The sequence below is a fragment of the Curtobacterium sp. NPDC098951 genome (assembly GCF_044759965.1).
Classification (GTDB): domain Bacteria; phylum Actinomycetota; class Actinomycetes; order Actinomycetales; family Microbacteriaceae; genus Curtobacterium.
Genome location: NZ_JBIWAG010000006.1, coordinates 67,056 through 82,192, shown reverse-complemented (window position 1 = coordinate 82,192; position 15,137 = coordinate 67,056). Strand labels below are relative to the sequence as shown.

15 protein-coding genes are annotated in these 15,137 nt (G+C 71.8%); 4 read left to right on the top strand and 11 right to left on the bottom strand.

Annotation, left to right across the window (positions count from 1 at the left end; translation table 11 throughout):
• The first annotated feature begins 6 nt into the window (after positions 1–6).
• The 4 genes from atzF to msrA all read left to right on the top strand — a co-directional run bounded on the left by atzF (position 7) and on the right by msrA (position 3,802).
• On the top strand, positions 7–1,776 hold the full coding sequence (gene atzF, locus ACIQUC_RS15475; RefSeq protein ID WP_402268663.1) for an allophanate hydrolase: 1,770 nt from the start codon (positions 7–9) through the stop codon (positions 1,774–1,776).
• Between the two features lie 23 nt (positions 1,777–1,799).
• Positions 1,800–2,492, top strand: coding sequence for a helix-turn-helix domain-containing protein (locus ACIQUC_RS15470; RefSeq protein WP_402268660.1), 693 nt, complete (start codon positions 1,800–1,802; stop codon positions 2,490–2,492).
• Positions 2,493–2,549: 57 nt separating this feature from the next.
• Positions 2,550–3,164, top strand: coding sequence for a biotin transporter BioY (locus ACIQUC_RS15465; protein ID WP_402268658.1), 615 nt, complete (start codon positions 2,550–2,552; stop codon positions 3,162–3,164).
• A 116-nt stretch (positions 3,165–3,280) separates the two neighbouring features.
• Positions 3,281–3,802: a peptide-methionine (S)-S-oxide reductase MsrA gene (gene msrA / locus ACIQUC_RS15460; RefSeq protein ID WP_402268655.1), complete on the top strand. Its 522-nt coding sequence runs from the start codon at positions 3,281–3,283 to the stop codon at positions 3,800–3,802.
• A 99-nt stretch (positions 3,803–3,901) separates the two neighbouring features.
• Here the strand turns inward: msrA and ACIQUC_RS15455 are convergent, their stop codons facing one another.
• The 11 genes from ACIQUC_RS15455 to ACIQUC_RS15405 all read right to left on the bottom strand — a co-directional run bounded on the left by ACIQUC_RS15455 (position 3,902) and on the right by ACIQUC_RS15405 (position 15,069).
• Positions 3,902–4,261, bottom strand: coding sequence for a UBP-type zinc finger domain-containing protein (locus tag ACIQUC_RS15455; protein ID WP_402268652.1), 360 nt, complete (start codon positions 4,259–4,261; stop codon positions 3,902–3,904).
• 19 nt (positions 4,262–4,280) lie between these two features.
• Positions 4,281–5,282 carry an aldo/keto reductase gene (locus ACIQUC_RS15450; protein ID WP_402268650.1) on the bottom strand — a complete coding sequence of 334 codons (1,002 nt, stop codon included), beginning with the start codon at positions 5,280–5,282 and terminating at the stop codon, positions 4,281–4,283.
• A 191-nt stretch (positions 5,283–5,473) separates the two neighbouring features.
• Positions 5,474–6,481, bottom strand: a complete 1,008-nt coding sequence (locus ACIQUC_RS15445; protein WP_022907645.1) for a TerC family protein — start codon at positions 6,479–6,481, stop codon at positions 5,474–5,476.
• Between the two features lie 78 nt (positions 6,482–6,559).
• Complete coding sequence (locus ACIQUC_RS15440) at positions 6,560–7,582, bottom strand: LacI family DNA-binding transcriptional regulator (RefSeq protein WP_402268647.1); 1,023 nt, start codon at positions 7,580–7,582, stop codon at positions 6,560–6,562.
• Positions 7,583–7,641: 59 nt separating this feature from the next.
• Positions 7,642–8,604 carry a glycoside hydrolase family 43 protein gene (locus ACIQUC_RS15435; protein ID WP_402268644.1) on the bottom strand — a complete coding sequence of 321 codons (963 nt, stop codon included), beginning with the start codon at positions 8,602–8,604 and terminating at the stop codon, positions 7,642–7,644.
• Positions 8,601–9,566, bottom strand: coding sequence for a hypothetical protein (locus ACIQUC_RS15430; protein ID WP_402268641.1), 966 nt, complete (start codon positions 9,564–9,566; stop codon positions 8,601–8,603). Before ACIQUC_RS15430 ends, ACIQUC_RS15435 begins: the two co-directional genes overlap by 4 nt.
• Positions 9,563–10,381 carry a carbohydrate ABC transporter permease gene (locus ACIQUC_RS15425; RefSeq protein WP_402268638.1) on the bottom strand — a complete coding sequence of 273 codons (819 nt, stop codon included), beginning with the start codon at positions 10,379–10,381 and terminating at the stop codon, positions 9,563–9,565. Before ACIQUC_RS15425 ends, ACIQUC_RS15430 begins: the two co-directional genes overlap by 4 nt.
• Entirely contained in the window at positions 10,378–11,334 is a 957-nt protein-coding gene (locus ACIQUC_RS15420) for a carbohydrate ABC transporter permease (protein ID WP_402268636.1), read from the bottom strand. The genes ACIQUC_RS15425 and ACIQUC_RS15420 overlap by 4 nt, the downstream gene beginning before the upstream one ends.
• Before the next feature lie 61 nt (positions 11,335–11,395).
• On the bottom strand, positions 11,396–12,667 hold the full coding sequence (locus tag ACIQUC_RS15415; protein WP_402268633.1) for an ABC transporter substrate-binding protein: 1,272 nt from the start codon (positions 12,665–12,667) through the stop codon (positions 11,396–11,398).
• A 45-nt stretch (positions 12,668–12,712) separates the two neighbouring features.
• Complete coding sequence (locus tag ACIQUC_RS15410; RefSeq protein ID WP_402268630.1) at positions 12,713–13,564, bottom strand: family 43 glycosylhydrolase; 852 nt, start codon at positions 13,562–13,564, stop codon at positions 12,713–12,715.
• Between the two features lie 701 nt (positions 13,565–14,265).
• Positions 14,266–15,069 (bottom strand): Asp23/Gls24 family envelope stress response protein, encoded by an 804-nt coding sequence (locus tag ACIQUC_RS15405; protein ID WP_402268627.1) that lies wholly within the window; start codon positions 15,067–15,069, stop codon positions 14,266–14,268.
• Positions 15,070–15,137: the final 68 nt, after the last annotated feature.

Here is a 15,137-nt window from a genome sequence, read left to right as displayed (position 1 = left end):
GGCGGCGTGAGCAGCGTCCGGGACGGTGCGGGCCGCGGTGGCGACCACGCGGTCGCCCGCGTGCACGCCGCCTTCGACCGGATCGACGCGGTCGACCGTCCCGAGGTGTGGATCACCCTGCGCGACCGGGCCGACGTGGTCGCCGAGGCATCGGCCGTCGATCCGACCCTGCCGCTCGCCGGCATGCTCTTCGCCGTCAAGGACAACATCGACGTCGCCGGGCTCCCCACCACCGCCGCGGCGCGCTCCTTCGCGTCCGCACCCGCCGCGGACGCCACCGCCGTCGCACGACTCCGGGCTGCCGGGGCGGTCGTCGTCGGCAAGACGAACCTCGACCAGTTCGCGACCGGCCTCGTCGGCACCCGGTCGCCGTTCGGCGCCGTCCGGAACGCCTGGGACCCCACCCGGATCTCCGGCGGGTCCTCGAGCGGGTCCGCCACCGCCGTCGCACTCGGGACGGTCGACTTCGCGCTCGGCACCGACACCGCCGGCTCCGGACGCGTCCCGGCAGCGCTGAACCACCTCGTCGGGGTGAAGCCCACGAAGGGGCTCGTCCCGAACACCGGCGTCGTCCCCGCCTGTCGGTCGCAGGACTGCGTGACCGTGTTCGCCCGCTCGCTCGACCTCGCCCGGACCGTGGCCGAGCTGATGGCGGGGCCGGACGGCTCCGACCCGCTCGCCCGGCCGGACGCCGCACTGGCCGACGGCTCCCTCGTGGCGCTGCCCCCGGTGCCGCGCATCGCGGTGCCGCTGCCGACGCAGCTCGAGGGCCTCGCGCCCGGATGGGCGGCGGCGTTCGACCGTGTCGTCGACCGGTTCCGCGCCCTCGGGCACGAGGTCGTCGAGGTCGACATCGCCCCGCTCCTCGACGCCGCGACGCTCCTGTACGACGGCGCGTTCGTCGCCGAGCGGTACGCGGCGGTCGGGGCCCACATCGAGGCGAACCGTGACCGGATCGGCGAGGACCTCGACCCCACGGTGGCCGCGATCGTCCTCGGCGGCGCGACGCCGACGGCCGCGGCGCTCTTCGCCGACCAGGAGCGCCTCGACGCCCTCGGTGCCAGGGGCCGCACGCTGCTCGACGGCACGACGGCGCTCCTCACCCCCACCACCACCTGGCACCCGACCCTCGACGAGGTCGCCGCGGACCCGGTCGGTGCGAACAGCCGGATGGGTCGGTACACGAACTTCGCGAACCTCCTGGACATGGCGTCCCTCGCGGTGCCGGCCGGCTTCGTGGACGGGCTGCCGTTCGGCGTCATGCTGACCGGACCGGCGTTCACCGACCGCCGCCTGGCGGCGCTCGCCGCGGCCTTCGCCGCCCCGACCGTCGACCTCCTCGTCGTCGGCGCGCACCTGCGGGACCAGCCGTTGAACGGGCAGCTGGTCGCCGCCGGCGGCACGTTCGTCCGCGCGGCGCGCACCGCCCCCGACTACCGGCTGTACGCCCTCGACACGGTGCCACCCAAGCCGGGGCTGGTGCGGTCGGGCGCCGGTGCTGTGGGCGAGGTGCGGTCGGAGGACGGCAGCGCGGCGCCGTCCGGGATCGCCGGTGAGGTCTGGCGGGTGCCGGCCGCCGGCTTCGGGACGTTCGTCGCGGCGCTCCCCGCACCGATGGCGATCGGCTCCGTGACGCTCGACGACGGGTCGGACGTCACCGGCTTCACGGTCGAGGCGCACGCCGTCGCGGGTGCCGAGGACATCACGCACCACGGCGGCTGGCGTGCGTACCGCGAGCTGGTGGCCCGGGAGCACACGGCCCGGGAGCACGCGTGACGGCCGGCTGCGAGGATGGGGCCATGTCCTCCGACGACCGGCCCACCCGACTCGGCAGGCCACGAGCGGTCCCGGACACCGCGTCCGGGCTGAGCCCCCGCGACCAGATCCTGGACGCCGCCGCGGCGCTGTTCGTCGAGAACGGCTTCAGCGCCACCTCGACCCGGGCGATCGCGGAGCGGGTCGGCATCCGACAGGCCTCGCTGTACTACCACTTCGCCGGCAAGGACGAGGTGCTCGTCGAGCTGCTCACGACCTCGGTCCGCCCGAGCCTCGACGTGGTCCGCGGCCTCGAGGAGCGGGTCCCCGGGACCGTCTCCGCCGCCGGCGCCCTCGCCGCCCTGGTCCTCATCGACATCGACACGCTCGCACGGACGCCCCACAACATCGGCACGCTCTACATGCTCCCCGAGGTGCAGGGGGACCGGTACGCCGGCTTCCGCGCCGACCGGCAGGAGCTGCAGGACACCTACGGGCGGCTCGGTGCCCGGGCGGCGAGCGAGGACGTCCGGCGATCGGTCACGGCCGAGCGTCTGGGCGGCGTCCTCATCCAGCTCGCCGAGACGGTCATCCAGCTCCGCCGCACCCGCGACGTGGACGACCAGGACCGCGAGCTGCTCACCGACACCTGCCTCCGCGCGTGCGGGCTCGACGCCGATGCCGTCGCCGGCGCACGCCGGGACGCCGACGCGCTGCTCGCCGCAGCCGCCGTCTGACCCCGCCAGACCGCACCCGATCCCCGACCCGCCGACCCGCTCCCCGAGGACCCGATCATGACCGCCAACGCCCCCGCACCCGTGCCGACCACCGCCCTGCGCCCGTACGCCGACGTCCTGCTCCCCCGGACCGCGCTGGTCAGCACCGCGCTCGTCGTCGGTGGCGCCCTGCTGACCGCAGGCGCCGCCCAGGTGTCCGTCCCGCTCTGGCCGGTGCCGGTCACCGGGCAGACCCTCGCCGTCCTCCTCGTCGGGAGCGCGCTCGGTTCCCGTCGCGGCGCCCTGTCGATGCTCGTCTACGCGCTGCTCGGCGTCGTCGGTCTGCCCGTCTTCGCCGAGGGCGCCGCCGGACCGGGCGTCCTGCTCGGCCCGACCGGGGGCTACGTCGTCGGGTTCATCGCCGCCGCGGCACTCGTCGGACGGATCGCCGAGCGCTTCGGCGGCCGCCGGTTCACCGCGGCGCTGCTGTCCTTCGTGCTCGGCACCGTCGTCACGTTCGGTGCCGGCACGGCCTGGCTCGCGATCGCCCTCGGACTCGACCTGCAGCACGCCCTCGCGTACGGCCTGTACCCGTTCGTCATCGGCGAGCTGGCCAAGGCCATGATCGGCGCCGGTGTGGTCGCCCTCGGCTGGCACGCGGCGGGCCGTCGTCGCGACGCGGACCAGCGCTGAGCCCGCGTCCGCGACGCGGACCAGCGCTCCGCGCACAGCGGGAACAGACCACAGCCCTCGCCGGTTGCACCACACGGTGCCGCAGCCAGCGGTACTCCCGACACCAGGAGGCCACCATGACCACCACCGAAACCGCCATCCTCGCCGGCGGGTGTTTCTGGGGAGCGCAGCAGCTCCTCCGTCGCCGTCCCGGTGTGATCAGCACGCGCGTCGGCTACTCCGGCGGCGACACCCCGAACGCCACCTACCGCAACCACGGCGACCACGCCGAGGCGGTCGAGATCGTCTTCGACCCGTCGCAGATCTCCTACCGCGAGCTGCTCGAGTTCTTCTTCCAGATCCACGACCCGTCGACGAAGGACCGCCAGGGCAACGACGTCGGCCGTGCCTACCGCTCGGCCGTGTTCCCCACGTCCGACGAGCAGCGCCAGGTCGCCCTCGACACCATCGCTGACGTGGACGCCTCCGGCATCTGGCCGGGCAAGGTCGTCACCGAGGTCGAGCCGGCCGGTGAGTTCTGGGAGGCCGAGGAGGAGCACCAGGACTACCTCGAGAAGCACCCGCACGGGTACACGTGCCACTTCGTGCGCCCGGGCTGGACGCTCCCGCGCCGCGACGAGACGGCCGCAGCGGTCTGATCGTCGCGGTCACGCTGATCGCGTGACCACGTGCAGGACAGGAGGCGCGGTGCCGGCTGGCACCGCGCCTCCCGTGTGTCCCCGGTCGCGTCGACGGCCCTAGCGCGACCCGCCGAGCCGTTCCAACCAGTCCGCGGGCAGGCGGTCCGCCGGCCCGGGGACCGACTGGTCCACGGGGTGGCTCGTCGGCGCCTGGAGCTCGACGCCCTCGAACGTGGACCGGTCGCGGTAGTCGTACGCCCACGTCTCACCGGGCTCGTAGCTCTGGATGACCGCGTGCCCGGTCGCCTCCCAGTGCCGGGTGGCGTGGGTGTTCAGCGAGTCGTCGCAGCACCCGACGTGGCCGCACGCGGCACACCGGCGCAGGTGCACCCACCAGGACCCGGTGGCGTCGCACTCGACGCACCCGTCGCCGCTCGGCGCGACCAGGGGGTGGATCATCTCGCTGTCCTCGGTCATGTCGCTCATCCTGCCCGGCTCAGCCGCGCGGCACCAGGGCCTCGATCGCTGCGAGCTCCTCGTCCGTCAGCGGCGCACCCTCGAGCGCGTCGAGCGTCCCGTCGAGCTGTCGGACGCTCGACGCCCCGACGAGCGCGGACGTGACCGCCGGCTGCCGGAGCACCCACGTGATCGCGAGCTGCGCGAGCGTCTGCCCGCGCGACACGGCGATCTCGTTCAGGGCCCGCGCCGTCGTCAGGTACGCGTCGTCGATGCGGTCTGCGCCGAACCACCGGCCCTCGGCCGCACGCGACCCGACCGGCACCGAGCCGTCGAGGTAGCGGTCCGTCAGCAGCCCACCGGCCAGCGGGGAGAACACGATCGCGCCGGTCCCCAGACGGAGCAGCTCGTCGAAGAGGCCGTCCTCGGGCGCGCGGTCGAACATGTTGTAGCGCGGCTGGTGGATGAGCAGGTGGACGTTCTCGGCGGCGAGCGCCTCGGCCGCGGCGGCCGTCTGCGCCGGGTCGTGGTTCGAGATGCCGGCGTAGAGCGCCTTGCCGGACCGGACCGCGGTCACGAGGGCGCTGACGGTCTCCTCGATCGGCGTCTCGGGGTCCGGCCGGTGCGAGTAGAAGACGTCGACGTACTCGAGCCCGAGCCGTCCGAGGGACTGGTCGAGCGACGCCAGCATGGACTTCCGGGACCCCCAGTTGCCGTAGGGGCCGGGCCACATGTCGTAGCCGGCCTTGGTGGACACCACGAGCTCGTCGCGGAACGGGCGGAGGTCCGACGCGAGGATGCGACCGAACTGCTCCTCGGCGGCTCCGGGCGGCGGGCCGTAGTTGTTCGCCAGGTCGAAGTGCGTGATCCCGCGGTCGAACGCGTGCAGCACGATGTCCCGCTGCGTCGCGAGCGCCCGGTCGGTGCCGAAGTTGTTCCACAGCCCGAGGGAGATCCGGGGCAGCAGCAACCCGCTCCTCCCCACGCGCTGGTACGGCAGCCGCTCGTAGCGGTCGTCGGCGGGGCGGTGGACGTCAGGCATCGTTGCTCGATCCGGTTCGTGAGGGGGGGGTGGTGGGTCCGGGATCGACGCTAGCGGACCGCGGACGCGACCCGGTGACGGCCCCGACCCGGTGACGGACGGGAGGGACGGTGCGGGCCCGACCCGCGCCTCCCGTCCGTCACGTGGTGCGTCCACCGCCGGACGCGCGCCGTCCGCGCGGTCGGGGGGCGCTACGCCGTTCCGGCGTCGCGGGAGACCTCGTCGTGCGCGTCGTCCTCGCGGCGGATCCGCAGCAGGCTGGCGCCGGTCGCCACGCCCATCGCCACGACGATCACGAGCAGCGACACCACGGTGCCGATCTCGGGCGCCCACTCCACGTGCTCGCCGCCGTTGATGAAGGGCAGCTCGTTGCCGTGCAGGGCGTGCAGCACGAGCTTCACACCGATGAACGCGAGGATCGCCGCGATCCCGTACTTGAGGTAGACCAGCCGCTCGAGCAGCCCGCCGAGCAGGAAGTACAGCTGCCGCAGGCCCATCAGGGCGAAGACGTTCGCGGTGAACACGATGAACGCGCTCTCGGTGATGCCGAAGATCGCCGGGATCGAGTCGAGGGCGAAGAGCAGGTCGGTCGTCCCGATCGCGATGAGGACCACCAGGAGCGGGGTGAAGTGCCGGGCGCCGTCCTGCACGACGCGGAACTTCATGCCGTCGTACGTGTCCGTGATGCGCACGCGCTTCCGGAGCAGCCGCACGATGAGGCTGTCCTTGTCGTCGTCCTCGTCCTCGCCGCGGAGCTGCTGGATCGCCGTCCAGATCAGCCACGCACCGAAGAGGTAGAAGATCCACGAGAAGTCCTCGATCAGCCGGGCGCCGAGCAGGATGAAGACGCCGCGCAGGACCAGCGCGATGATGATGCCGAGCATGAGCACCTCCTGCTGGATCGTCTTCGGCACGGAGAACCGGGCCATGAGGATCACGAACACGAAGAGGTTGTCGATGCTCAGGCTGTACTCGGTGAGCCAGCCCGCGAGGAACTGCCCGGCGGACTCTCCGCCGGCGAAGACGAACATCGCGACGGCGAACAGCAGGGCGAGGCCCACGTAGAGGCCCACCCACACGCCGGACTCCTTGAGCGTCGGCACGTGGGGACGCCGGGCCACGACGAGCAGGTCGGCGAGCAGGATCGCCACGATGACGATCAGGGAGCCGACTTCGAACACGGCCGGGAGCTCGAGCATCCGGGGCCTTTCCTGGTTGTGCGGGAGGGGAGCCCGTCAAGCCTCGCACGCCGGGAGCACCGGGGTTCTCCGGCGGCGTCAGGTCGAGTCGCGGACGACCAGACGCGCCGGGCTCGTGAACTCGACGCGGGCGCGGTCGTCGCCGGCGATGCGCGCCACCAGCAGGTCGACCGCGGTGCGGGCCATCAGGTCGTGGTCCGGGTCGATGCTGGTGAGGGACGGCGTCGTGTAGTCGGCCTCCTCGACGTCGTCGAAGCCGATGACCTTCACCTGCCCCGGGACGTCCACGCCCGCGTCCGCGAGGCCGCGCAGCGCACCGATGGCGACCGTGTCCGTGATGCAGAAGACCCCGTCGAACTCGGTCTCGGCGGCGAGCAGCTGTGCCACGCCCGCTCGTCCGCCCGCCATCGTGAAGTCCGCTATCCGCACGTGGCGGCGGGGATCGAGGGTCAGGCCGGCGTCCTGCAGGGCCTGTCGGTAGCCGACCGCACGGAGCGCGGACACCGAGATCTCGTCGTCGCCGTCGTCACCGTCGAGGAAGGCGATCCGTCGGCATCCGCGCTCGATGAGGTGTTCGACGGCGATGCGCCCACCGTCCTGGTTCGCCATCGCGACGTGGTCGACCGGTCCGTCGAAGATCCGCTCGCCCAGGATGACGACCGGCTGGTCCACCCGGAGCAGGTCGGCGTCGGCCGGACCGAGGCCGACGGTGCTGAGGATGAGCCCGTCGTACATGCGATTCCGTGAGCGCCCCAGGGCGTCGATCTCCCCCGAGCGCTGGGCCCCGGTCTGCTCGATCAGCACCTGGAGGTTGTGCCGGGCCGCCTCACGGATGATCCGGGCGGCGAGCTGCCCCCAGTACGGACGGTCGATCTCGGCGACCGCGAGTCCGATGGTCGACGTCCGACCGGCACGCAGGTTCCGGGCGGCGACGTTCACCCGGTACCCGAGGTCGTCCATCGCCCGGACCACCTTCGCCCGGGTCGACGGTCGGACGTGCGGACGGTCGTTGATGACGTTCGACACCGTCATCGCGGACACCCCGGCCGTGCGCGCCACGTCCTGGATGGTCACCACGTCGTCCTCCTCGTCCGGGTCCATCTTGGCGCAGTCGACCGGGACCGTGGCGACGTGGCGCCCGGTCGTGTCCGTCCGACCCGTCAGCCGGCCGCGGCGATCCCGAACGCGTCGACGAGCCGGTCGAGCTCGTGCTGGTCGATCGACAGGACGGAACCGTGCTTCACCCCGGGCGGCAGGACGGTCCCCGGGACGTGCTCCCAGCGGCCTCGGGCTGGGTCGTGGGACCGGAAGAGCTGGTACCCGCGGAAGGTGAACTCGTCGATGAAGAGCCACGCGCCGTCGCCGACCGGGTCCGCGAACACCGCCGGGCCCTCGCCACGCCGGAGCACCCCGGCGCCGATCCGGTCGACGACGTCGGTGAAGCAGGGATCGTCCCGCACGCTCCCGGACTCCTGCCGCACGAACTGCACCGCCCGCGCGGGATCATCCGTTCGGGCGTCCGCAGCGAACCGCTGCACCGACCCGCCCAGCTGCAGGAACGCGACGTCGATGACGTCGTGTCCGGGGTCGAGGTAGACCTCGGCGGGCTCGAAGGACCGGAAGTCCCGGGTGCGGGCGACGAACATGCGCTGGTGGGTCGCCGTCGTCCGGTCGCTGCCGGCCGGGTGGAGCGACGACGCGAAGTACACCTGCCAGGAGCCGTCCGGGAGCGGGTACGCCTTCGGTGCCCACGCGTTGCCGGCGCCCGGGACGGCGATCGGGACGAGGTCCGGTCCGGTCCAGTCCACGAGGTCGACGCTCTCCCAGACGAGGACACCGGTGGACCCGTGGCGGACCGCCCGGTCCCAGTCGGCGGCGTCGGTGGTCCGGAGGTCCGTCGCGATGAGGACGAACCGCGCACCGTCGCGGACGAGGAACGGGTCGCGGGCACCGTGCTCGCCGACGGTGCTCGCGAGGATCGGTCGCCACCCGGCGAGGGGATGCCAGTGGGTCGGCTCGTCACCGATCGCCACCGCGAAGCGCACCTGTTCGTTGCCGTCGCGGTGGTCGTCGTCGTCGGTGAACGATGCCATGAGCCATCCGGCGTGCCGTCGGCCGGTCATGCCGCGCTCCCGGCGACGACGGCGTCGCGCGTCGGTCGGGGCACGCCGCGGTCGACCATGCCGGCGAGCGGGTGTGCGCCCACGTCGTCCCGGTCGACCACGAGGACGTCCGACTCGACGCGGACCGATGCGAAGTGGACCGCGCTCTCCCGCGTCCCCGGTCCGCCGGGGTGGGTGAAGTAGACCAGCACGCCGTGCGGCTGACCCGACGCCGCGACGACGACCGAGGCGTGGTGGCCGATCTCGGTGTCGTCCGGTGCGCGGCCGGGACGGTCGAGCACGAGTCCTCCGCCGGTCGACTGGCGAGTCCACTGCCGCGCGTCGGGCGAGCGGTGGACGGCGAGTCCACGCCACTCGTCGGTGACCATCCACCACCACCGACCGAGCCGGAACACCACGGGGCCCTCGTGCGGCGGTGTGGCCGGGACCGCGACGCCCTCGTGCGTCCAGGAGACGAGGTCGGCGCTGCTCGCGACGACCGTGCAGCTGCCCCGGTGTTCGTCCTTGGCCCACAGCCGCCACCGTCCGTCGTCGCACCGCGCCACGCAGGCGTCGATGACCCGGTCGGATCGGAGGTCGACCGTGCCCACACGTTCCCACCGCTCGAGGTCACCGCTCCGGAACTCGACCACGTGCCCGGACGCACCGTCCCAGGAGGACGGCACGCCGTCGACCACGGTGAGGAACATCCGCCACCCGTCGTCGACGCGGACCACCTCGGGCGCCCAGCAGGTGTCGGCATCGGGCAGCCCGTGTGCCGCACCACGCTCCGACCAGGTCGCGCCGTCGTCGTCGCTCGTCGCGATGCCGATGCTGCTCCCGTGCACCCACCGGACGCCGGGTCCGTCGTCGTGCGGACGACGGAGCGTCGTGAACATCCACCACTGGCCGGTCGACGGGTCGTGCACCAGGGTCGGGTCGGTCGCACCGGACTGCGGTGTCCGGAGGATCCCGGCGCTCATCCCTTCGTCGCTCCGGCCACGAGCCCGCTCACGATCTGCCGCTGGGCGACGACGAAGAAGACGACCATCGGGATGAGCACGATCACGCTCAGCGTCATGAAGACCGGCCAGTTCGTCGTGAACTGCCCCACCGCCGAGTACACCTGCAACACGAGCGTCTGCTTCTGCGGCGAGTTGATGAAGACGTTCGGCGTGATGAAGTCGTTCCAGACCCACATGGTCTGGAAGACCCCGACCGTCACGAGGATCGGACGGATCAGCGGCAGGACGACTGACCAGTACACCCGGAACGCACCCGCACCGTCGATCCGCGCCGCCTCGAAGAGCTCCGTCGGGATGGTGCGCATGTACCCGATGATGAGGAAGTAACAGAAGATCGCGCCCGCGGCGTACATCACGACGAGCCCGTTGAGCGAGTCGACGAGCCCGGCGCCGGCGAGCATCCGGTAGAGCGGGATGAGCGTGGCCTGCCCAGGGACGAGGAACGCGATGACGAGGACCACCCCGACCACCGTGGTGAGGCGACCGCGGCCGACCAGGACCCCGAAGGCCGCCATCGACCCGATCAGGAGCATCACAGCGATCGACGCGACGGTGACGTAGAGCGTGTTGACGAACGACTGCACGATCGGCAGGGTCTGGAAGACGGTCACGTAGTTGGACAGGTCGAACGAGCTCGGGAGTGCGAGCGGGCTCTGTGCCGTCTGCTGCTGCGTCTTCAGGGTGTTGACGAGGATGTAGTAGAACGGCAGTGCCACGACGGCCGCGATGGGGATCATCACGACGCTGAGGACGATGCCTCTGCTCTGCTTCACGAGAACCGTGCCTCCAGACGGCGCGAGACAGCGAGCTGCGCCACGATGATGATGCCGACGGCGAGCAGGAACAGGACGCTGAGCGCCGACGCCCGACCGATGTCGGACTGCGCGATCCCGTTCTCGATGATCGCCTGGGTGAGGGTCCGCGTCGCGAACCCCGGCCCGCCCTTCGTCAGGGTGAAGGGCAGGTCGTAGACCTTGAGGCCACCGGTGAGCAGGAGCAGCGAGCTCACCGAGACGGCCGGGGTCAGCAGCGGGAGTGTCACGTAGCGGAACTCCTGCAGACGACCGGCTCCGTCGATCTTCGCCGCCTCGAACAGGTCCGAGGGCATCGCCTGCAGGTAGGCCAGGTACAGCACGGCGTGCCAGCCGACCTGTGCCCAGACCGCGACGATGATCACGCTGAGCTGCGCCAGGGTCTCGTCGGACAACCACGGGATCGGAGCGGCACCGAAGGCACCGATGATCGAGTTGATCACGCCCGAGCCGAGCGGGTTGAAGATGAAGCCCCAGACGAGGCCGAGGATCGCGACGCTCGGCACCGCCGGGAAGAAGAACACCGAGCGCACGAAGTTGCGGCCGAAGAACCGTCGGTTGAGGACCAGCGCGAGCGGGATCGCCAGCACCGTGACGACGACCGTCGTCGCCACCGCGTAGAGCAGCGTGAAGCCGAGGGCCTGCACCATCGACGAGTCGTTCCAGATGCTGACGTAGTTCTTCAGCCCGACGAAGCTCGGGTTCTGGACGTAACCGTTGTAGTCGGTGAAGCTGTACCAGATCGACTGGCACATCGGCACCGCGTACAGCACGACGAAGACGAGGATGATCGGGAGCACGAACCACGTGCTCTCCATCCGGGTGAGGGCTCGCCGGAACCACGGACCGGTACGGACCGACGGGGCGGCCGAGCGGGTCTCGCGTGGCTGCGCGAGCGTTGTGACGTTGACCATGGGTACCTTCCCGAGTCGAGCCGGTGCGCGGGGCGGCCGGTCGGCCACCCCGCGCGGTCGGCTACTTGACGCTCTGCAGTTTCTGGTCGAGTCCTTCGGTCACGTCCTTCGGCGAGATCTTGCCGGCGATCAGCTGCTGCAGGAGTGCGGTCGCCTGCGTCGACATCACGTCGCTGTGGTCTGGCCAGCTGACGGCGGGCAGGTAGAAGTCGCCCTTCCGCACGGCCGAGGTCATCTGGTCCAGCGAGGCGTCGAGCTTCGGTTGGAAGTCGGCGGTCGTCGTGATCGCGGCCGTCTGCTTCTGGAAGACCTCCACGCCCTCCTTGCTCTGCAGGAACGAGACGAACTTCTCCGCGGCGACCGGATCCTTCGCCTTCGCGTTGATCGCGTAGCCGGGGGCCACGGCACCCGCCCAGTACGCCGTGCCGTCGGGGGTCGGCACCGGCCAGTACTCGAGGTCGAGGTCCGGCGCGGACTGCTGGATCCCGCCGAGCGCCCACGACCCGGTCCCGATCATGGCGACCTTGCCCTGCTCGAACTGCTGCGTCACCTGGTCACCGGTGAGACCGGCGACGCTCCGCGACTCCAGCCCCTGGTCGAAGAGCTCGCTCCACGCCTTCACGCTCGGCGTCCACGTCTTCTCGAACGTGGTCTTCCCGGACCAGATCTGGTCGTCCATCTTCCCGCCGAGGGAGGCGTTCTCCGCGCCGACGAGGGCCGCGAGCGACACCGGCATGCCGTCGCCGCCCTCGTAGAACGGGGTGATCCCGGCTGCCTTGAGCTTCTTGCAGAGCGCGAGGAAGTCGTCCCACGTGGCCGGGGCCGAGGTCACGCCGACCTTCGCGAGCAGCTGCTTGTTCACGAGCAGGCCGCCGCCCCACGACGACGTCGCGGCACCGTAGAGCTTGCCGTCCTTCGTGTAGGTGGCCTTCGCCGCGTCGGCGAGGTTGCCGGTCCAGGACTTCTTGCTGAGGTCCTTCGCGAAGCCGCCGTTCATGATCTGCGTCTTGTTCTCCGCAGTGATGATGAAGACGTCCGGTGCGGTGCCCGAGCCGAGCAAGGTCTGGAGCTTCTGGATGTACTGCGGGACCGGGGGCGCGTAGGACAGGTTCGCCGTGTACCCGGGGTTGGCCTTCTCGAACGCTGCGACGACCGGCTTCATCGTCGCGGCGTTGTCCCACGACAGGAAGGTGACGGTCTTCGAGCCGGAGTCGGCGCTGCTCCCGGCGGAGCAGCCGGTCAGGGCCGCGGTGACGGCGCCGACGGCGAGCATCGCCGTGATGCTCCGCCGGAGCGCCCGGCGGCGGGGGTGTGTGCGGTGGACGAGCGTCATTGCTGCATCTCTCTTTCGTGTGGTGTTCGGGGCTGGAGCAGGACGTCAGACGAGCTCGATCGCTCGGCGTGACGGCGTGACCGGGACGAGGGAGCGGTCGTCCGCGTGGCGGAGTTCGTCGATGACGATCTCCCGGTGGAACCCGTCACCGTCCGGGACGGCGAAGCGGTGGTAGGCGATGATCCAGTCGTCGGAACCGGGCAGACGGAGGATCGTGTGGTGACCGGTCGCGAACACGCCGTCCGTCGGCGACTGCTCGAGCAGGACGCCGCCGTCGGTCCACGGGCCGTGCGCCGATGGTCCGGACGCCCACCGCACCCGGTAGTCCGGGTCTCTGGTGTCGTTCTCGGACCAGCTCAGGTAGTAGCGGTCGCCGCGCCGGTGGAGGTGCGCCGCCTCGCGGAAGGACGGGATCTGCCACGTGACGACCGAGTCCTCGACGATGCTCAGCCCGTCGTCGGCGAGCCGCGCGATGTTCGCGGCACCGTTCCCCCAGAGCAGGTAGGTCGTCCCGTCGTGGTCGACGAAGACGGACGGGTCGATCGCCCGCCCGGGGTACCGGCCCGCCGGGACGATCGGCTCACCGGCGTCCTCGAACGGCCCCAGCGGAGTCGGCGCGGACGCCACCCCGATGTTGTCCTCGGCCGAGAAGTACAGCAGGTAGCGGTCACCGGCGACGTGGGCCGCGGGCGCCCACGCCCGGCTCGACGCCCACCGGACGTCGGTGCCGAGCCGGAGGACCTCGCCGCGGTCGTCCCAGCGGAGCAGGTCGGTGGAGGTGAACACCCGGAACGCGTCGGCGCCCCAGTCCGGCTCGCCGTCCGTCGTCGGGTACAGGTGGAAGACGCCGTCGACCACCAGGAGGGCCGGGTCGGCGAAGTAACGGGAGGGAGCCACGGTGCGTCCTCGTGATCGACGGTGATCGCAGAAACTCGGCGTTGCGAGCATCTGTATCGATACAGAAGTGTATCGATACAGATGATGCACGCCCAGTGCTCCGAGCGCAAGACCCTCCGTCGAGATCGGGCCGCGACGGGCTGGGCTGCGGCCCGTCGGAGGCGCGTGGTCACCCCGTCAGGACACGCTCCGCGCGGGTGCGTCGGCACGCTCGGCGCGGCATCGCTGCGCGGCCGGCCGTCGGACGGCCAGGAGGCGCGCACCACTTCCCGAGGCGGCGCCGGATCGCCGTGGGCGCCGGTCCGGCGCGACCGGTCGGGGTGCCAGGCGGGCACCTCGCGGTCTCCGAGCAGCGAGTGCTCCTGACGGGCCACTCAGGGCGGTGGAGCCGACCCGTCCGGTGCCGCGACGGACGGGGCGGAGGATGCCGTGCCTCCCGGCCATGGGCGCGGTCTCCTCGGGGTGGTCACTCCGCACGGCAGGAACCTACCGCAGTGGCGGAACGACCCACCGAGGCATCGGGTCTCGAGCCACCGCACGCCGACCGACGATCGCCGATCGCCGGCCCACGCGGTGAGTCCCTCTCCCGGACACAGAAGCGCCCCCGGCGGGAGCCAGGGGCGCTTCTGTCGGATCGGACCCGTCCACACCGGAGGCCGACCGCCGCGGTGTGCCGACGTGGACCGCCCCGCGGGACGAGGTCAGTTCCGGGCCTCGCCGTGGGACTCGGCATCCTCCCGGAGCGCTTCTGCGGCACGCTCGTCCACAGCGGCGTCCAGCGCAGCACCCGCGGCCTCGGTCGCGTCATCGCCCGCGGCGGAAGCGGCTTCACGAGCACGATCGGCACCGTCCCGGGCACGGTCTGCGGCCTCGGCGGCGCCGTCGCGGACTCGATCCGTGGCGTCGGCCACGGCCTCGCGCGCGGCGTCCGTGGCGTCACCGGCACGGTCGACCGCGCGGGACGCGGCATCGCGAGCCCGTTCGGCGGCGTCGGCCGCGCTCTCCTCGACGTGAGCAGCGGCCTCGGAAGCCGCGGTGCGGACCCGGTCCACCGCGTCCTTCCCGGACTCGACCGCCCTGTCGAGGGCGCTGGGCTCATCGTCGAAGGGTCCGTGGACGTCGAGCACGCGCACGTCGACCGAGACGACGTCGAAGTTCAGCTGCGCAACCGCCTCACGCACCTGTCGGCGGACCTCGTCGGCGACCCGGACCACGGGCTCGGGGTACTCCACGACGATCGAGACGACGACGTCGAGCTCGCCGTCGGTCTCGTCGACCTGCACCCCGGTCGTCCCGGCGGAACGGCCGAACCGGGCGCGGACCGTGTCGGCGGCGCGGGCCAGGAGGTTGCCGAGGTGGTGCACACCGTGGACGCCGAGGGCGGTCTCGGCGGCCGTCCGCGCAGCGATGGTGACGGGCGAGGCGTCCGCGGGCAGGGGCTCGGTGAGCTCCTCGGGCAGGGGCACCTCGATGATCTGCGTCCTCGCGTTCGGGTCGTGCTGCATGACTTCCTCCTTGCTCCGGGACGACGGACGCCGCCCACCGTGGGCGGGCGGCGTCCGGGTCCGAGACG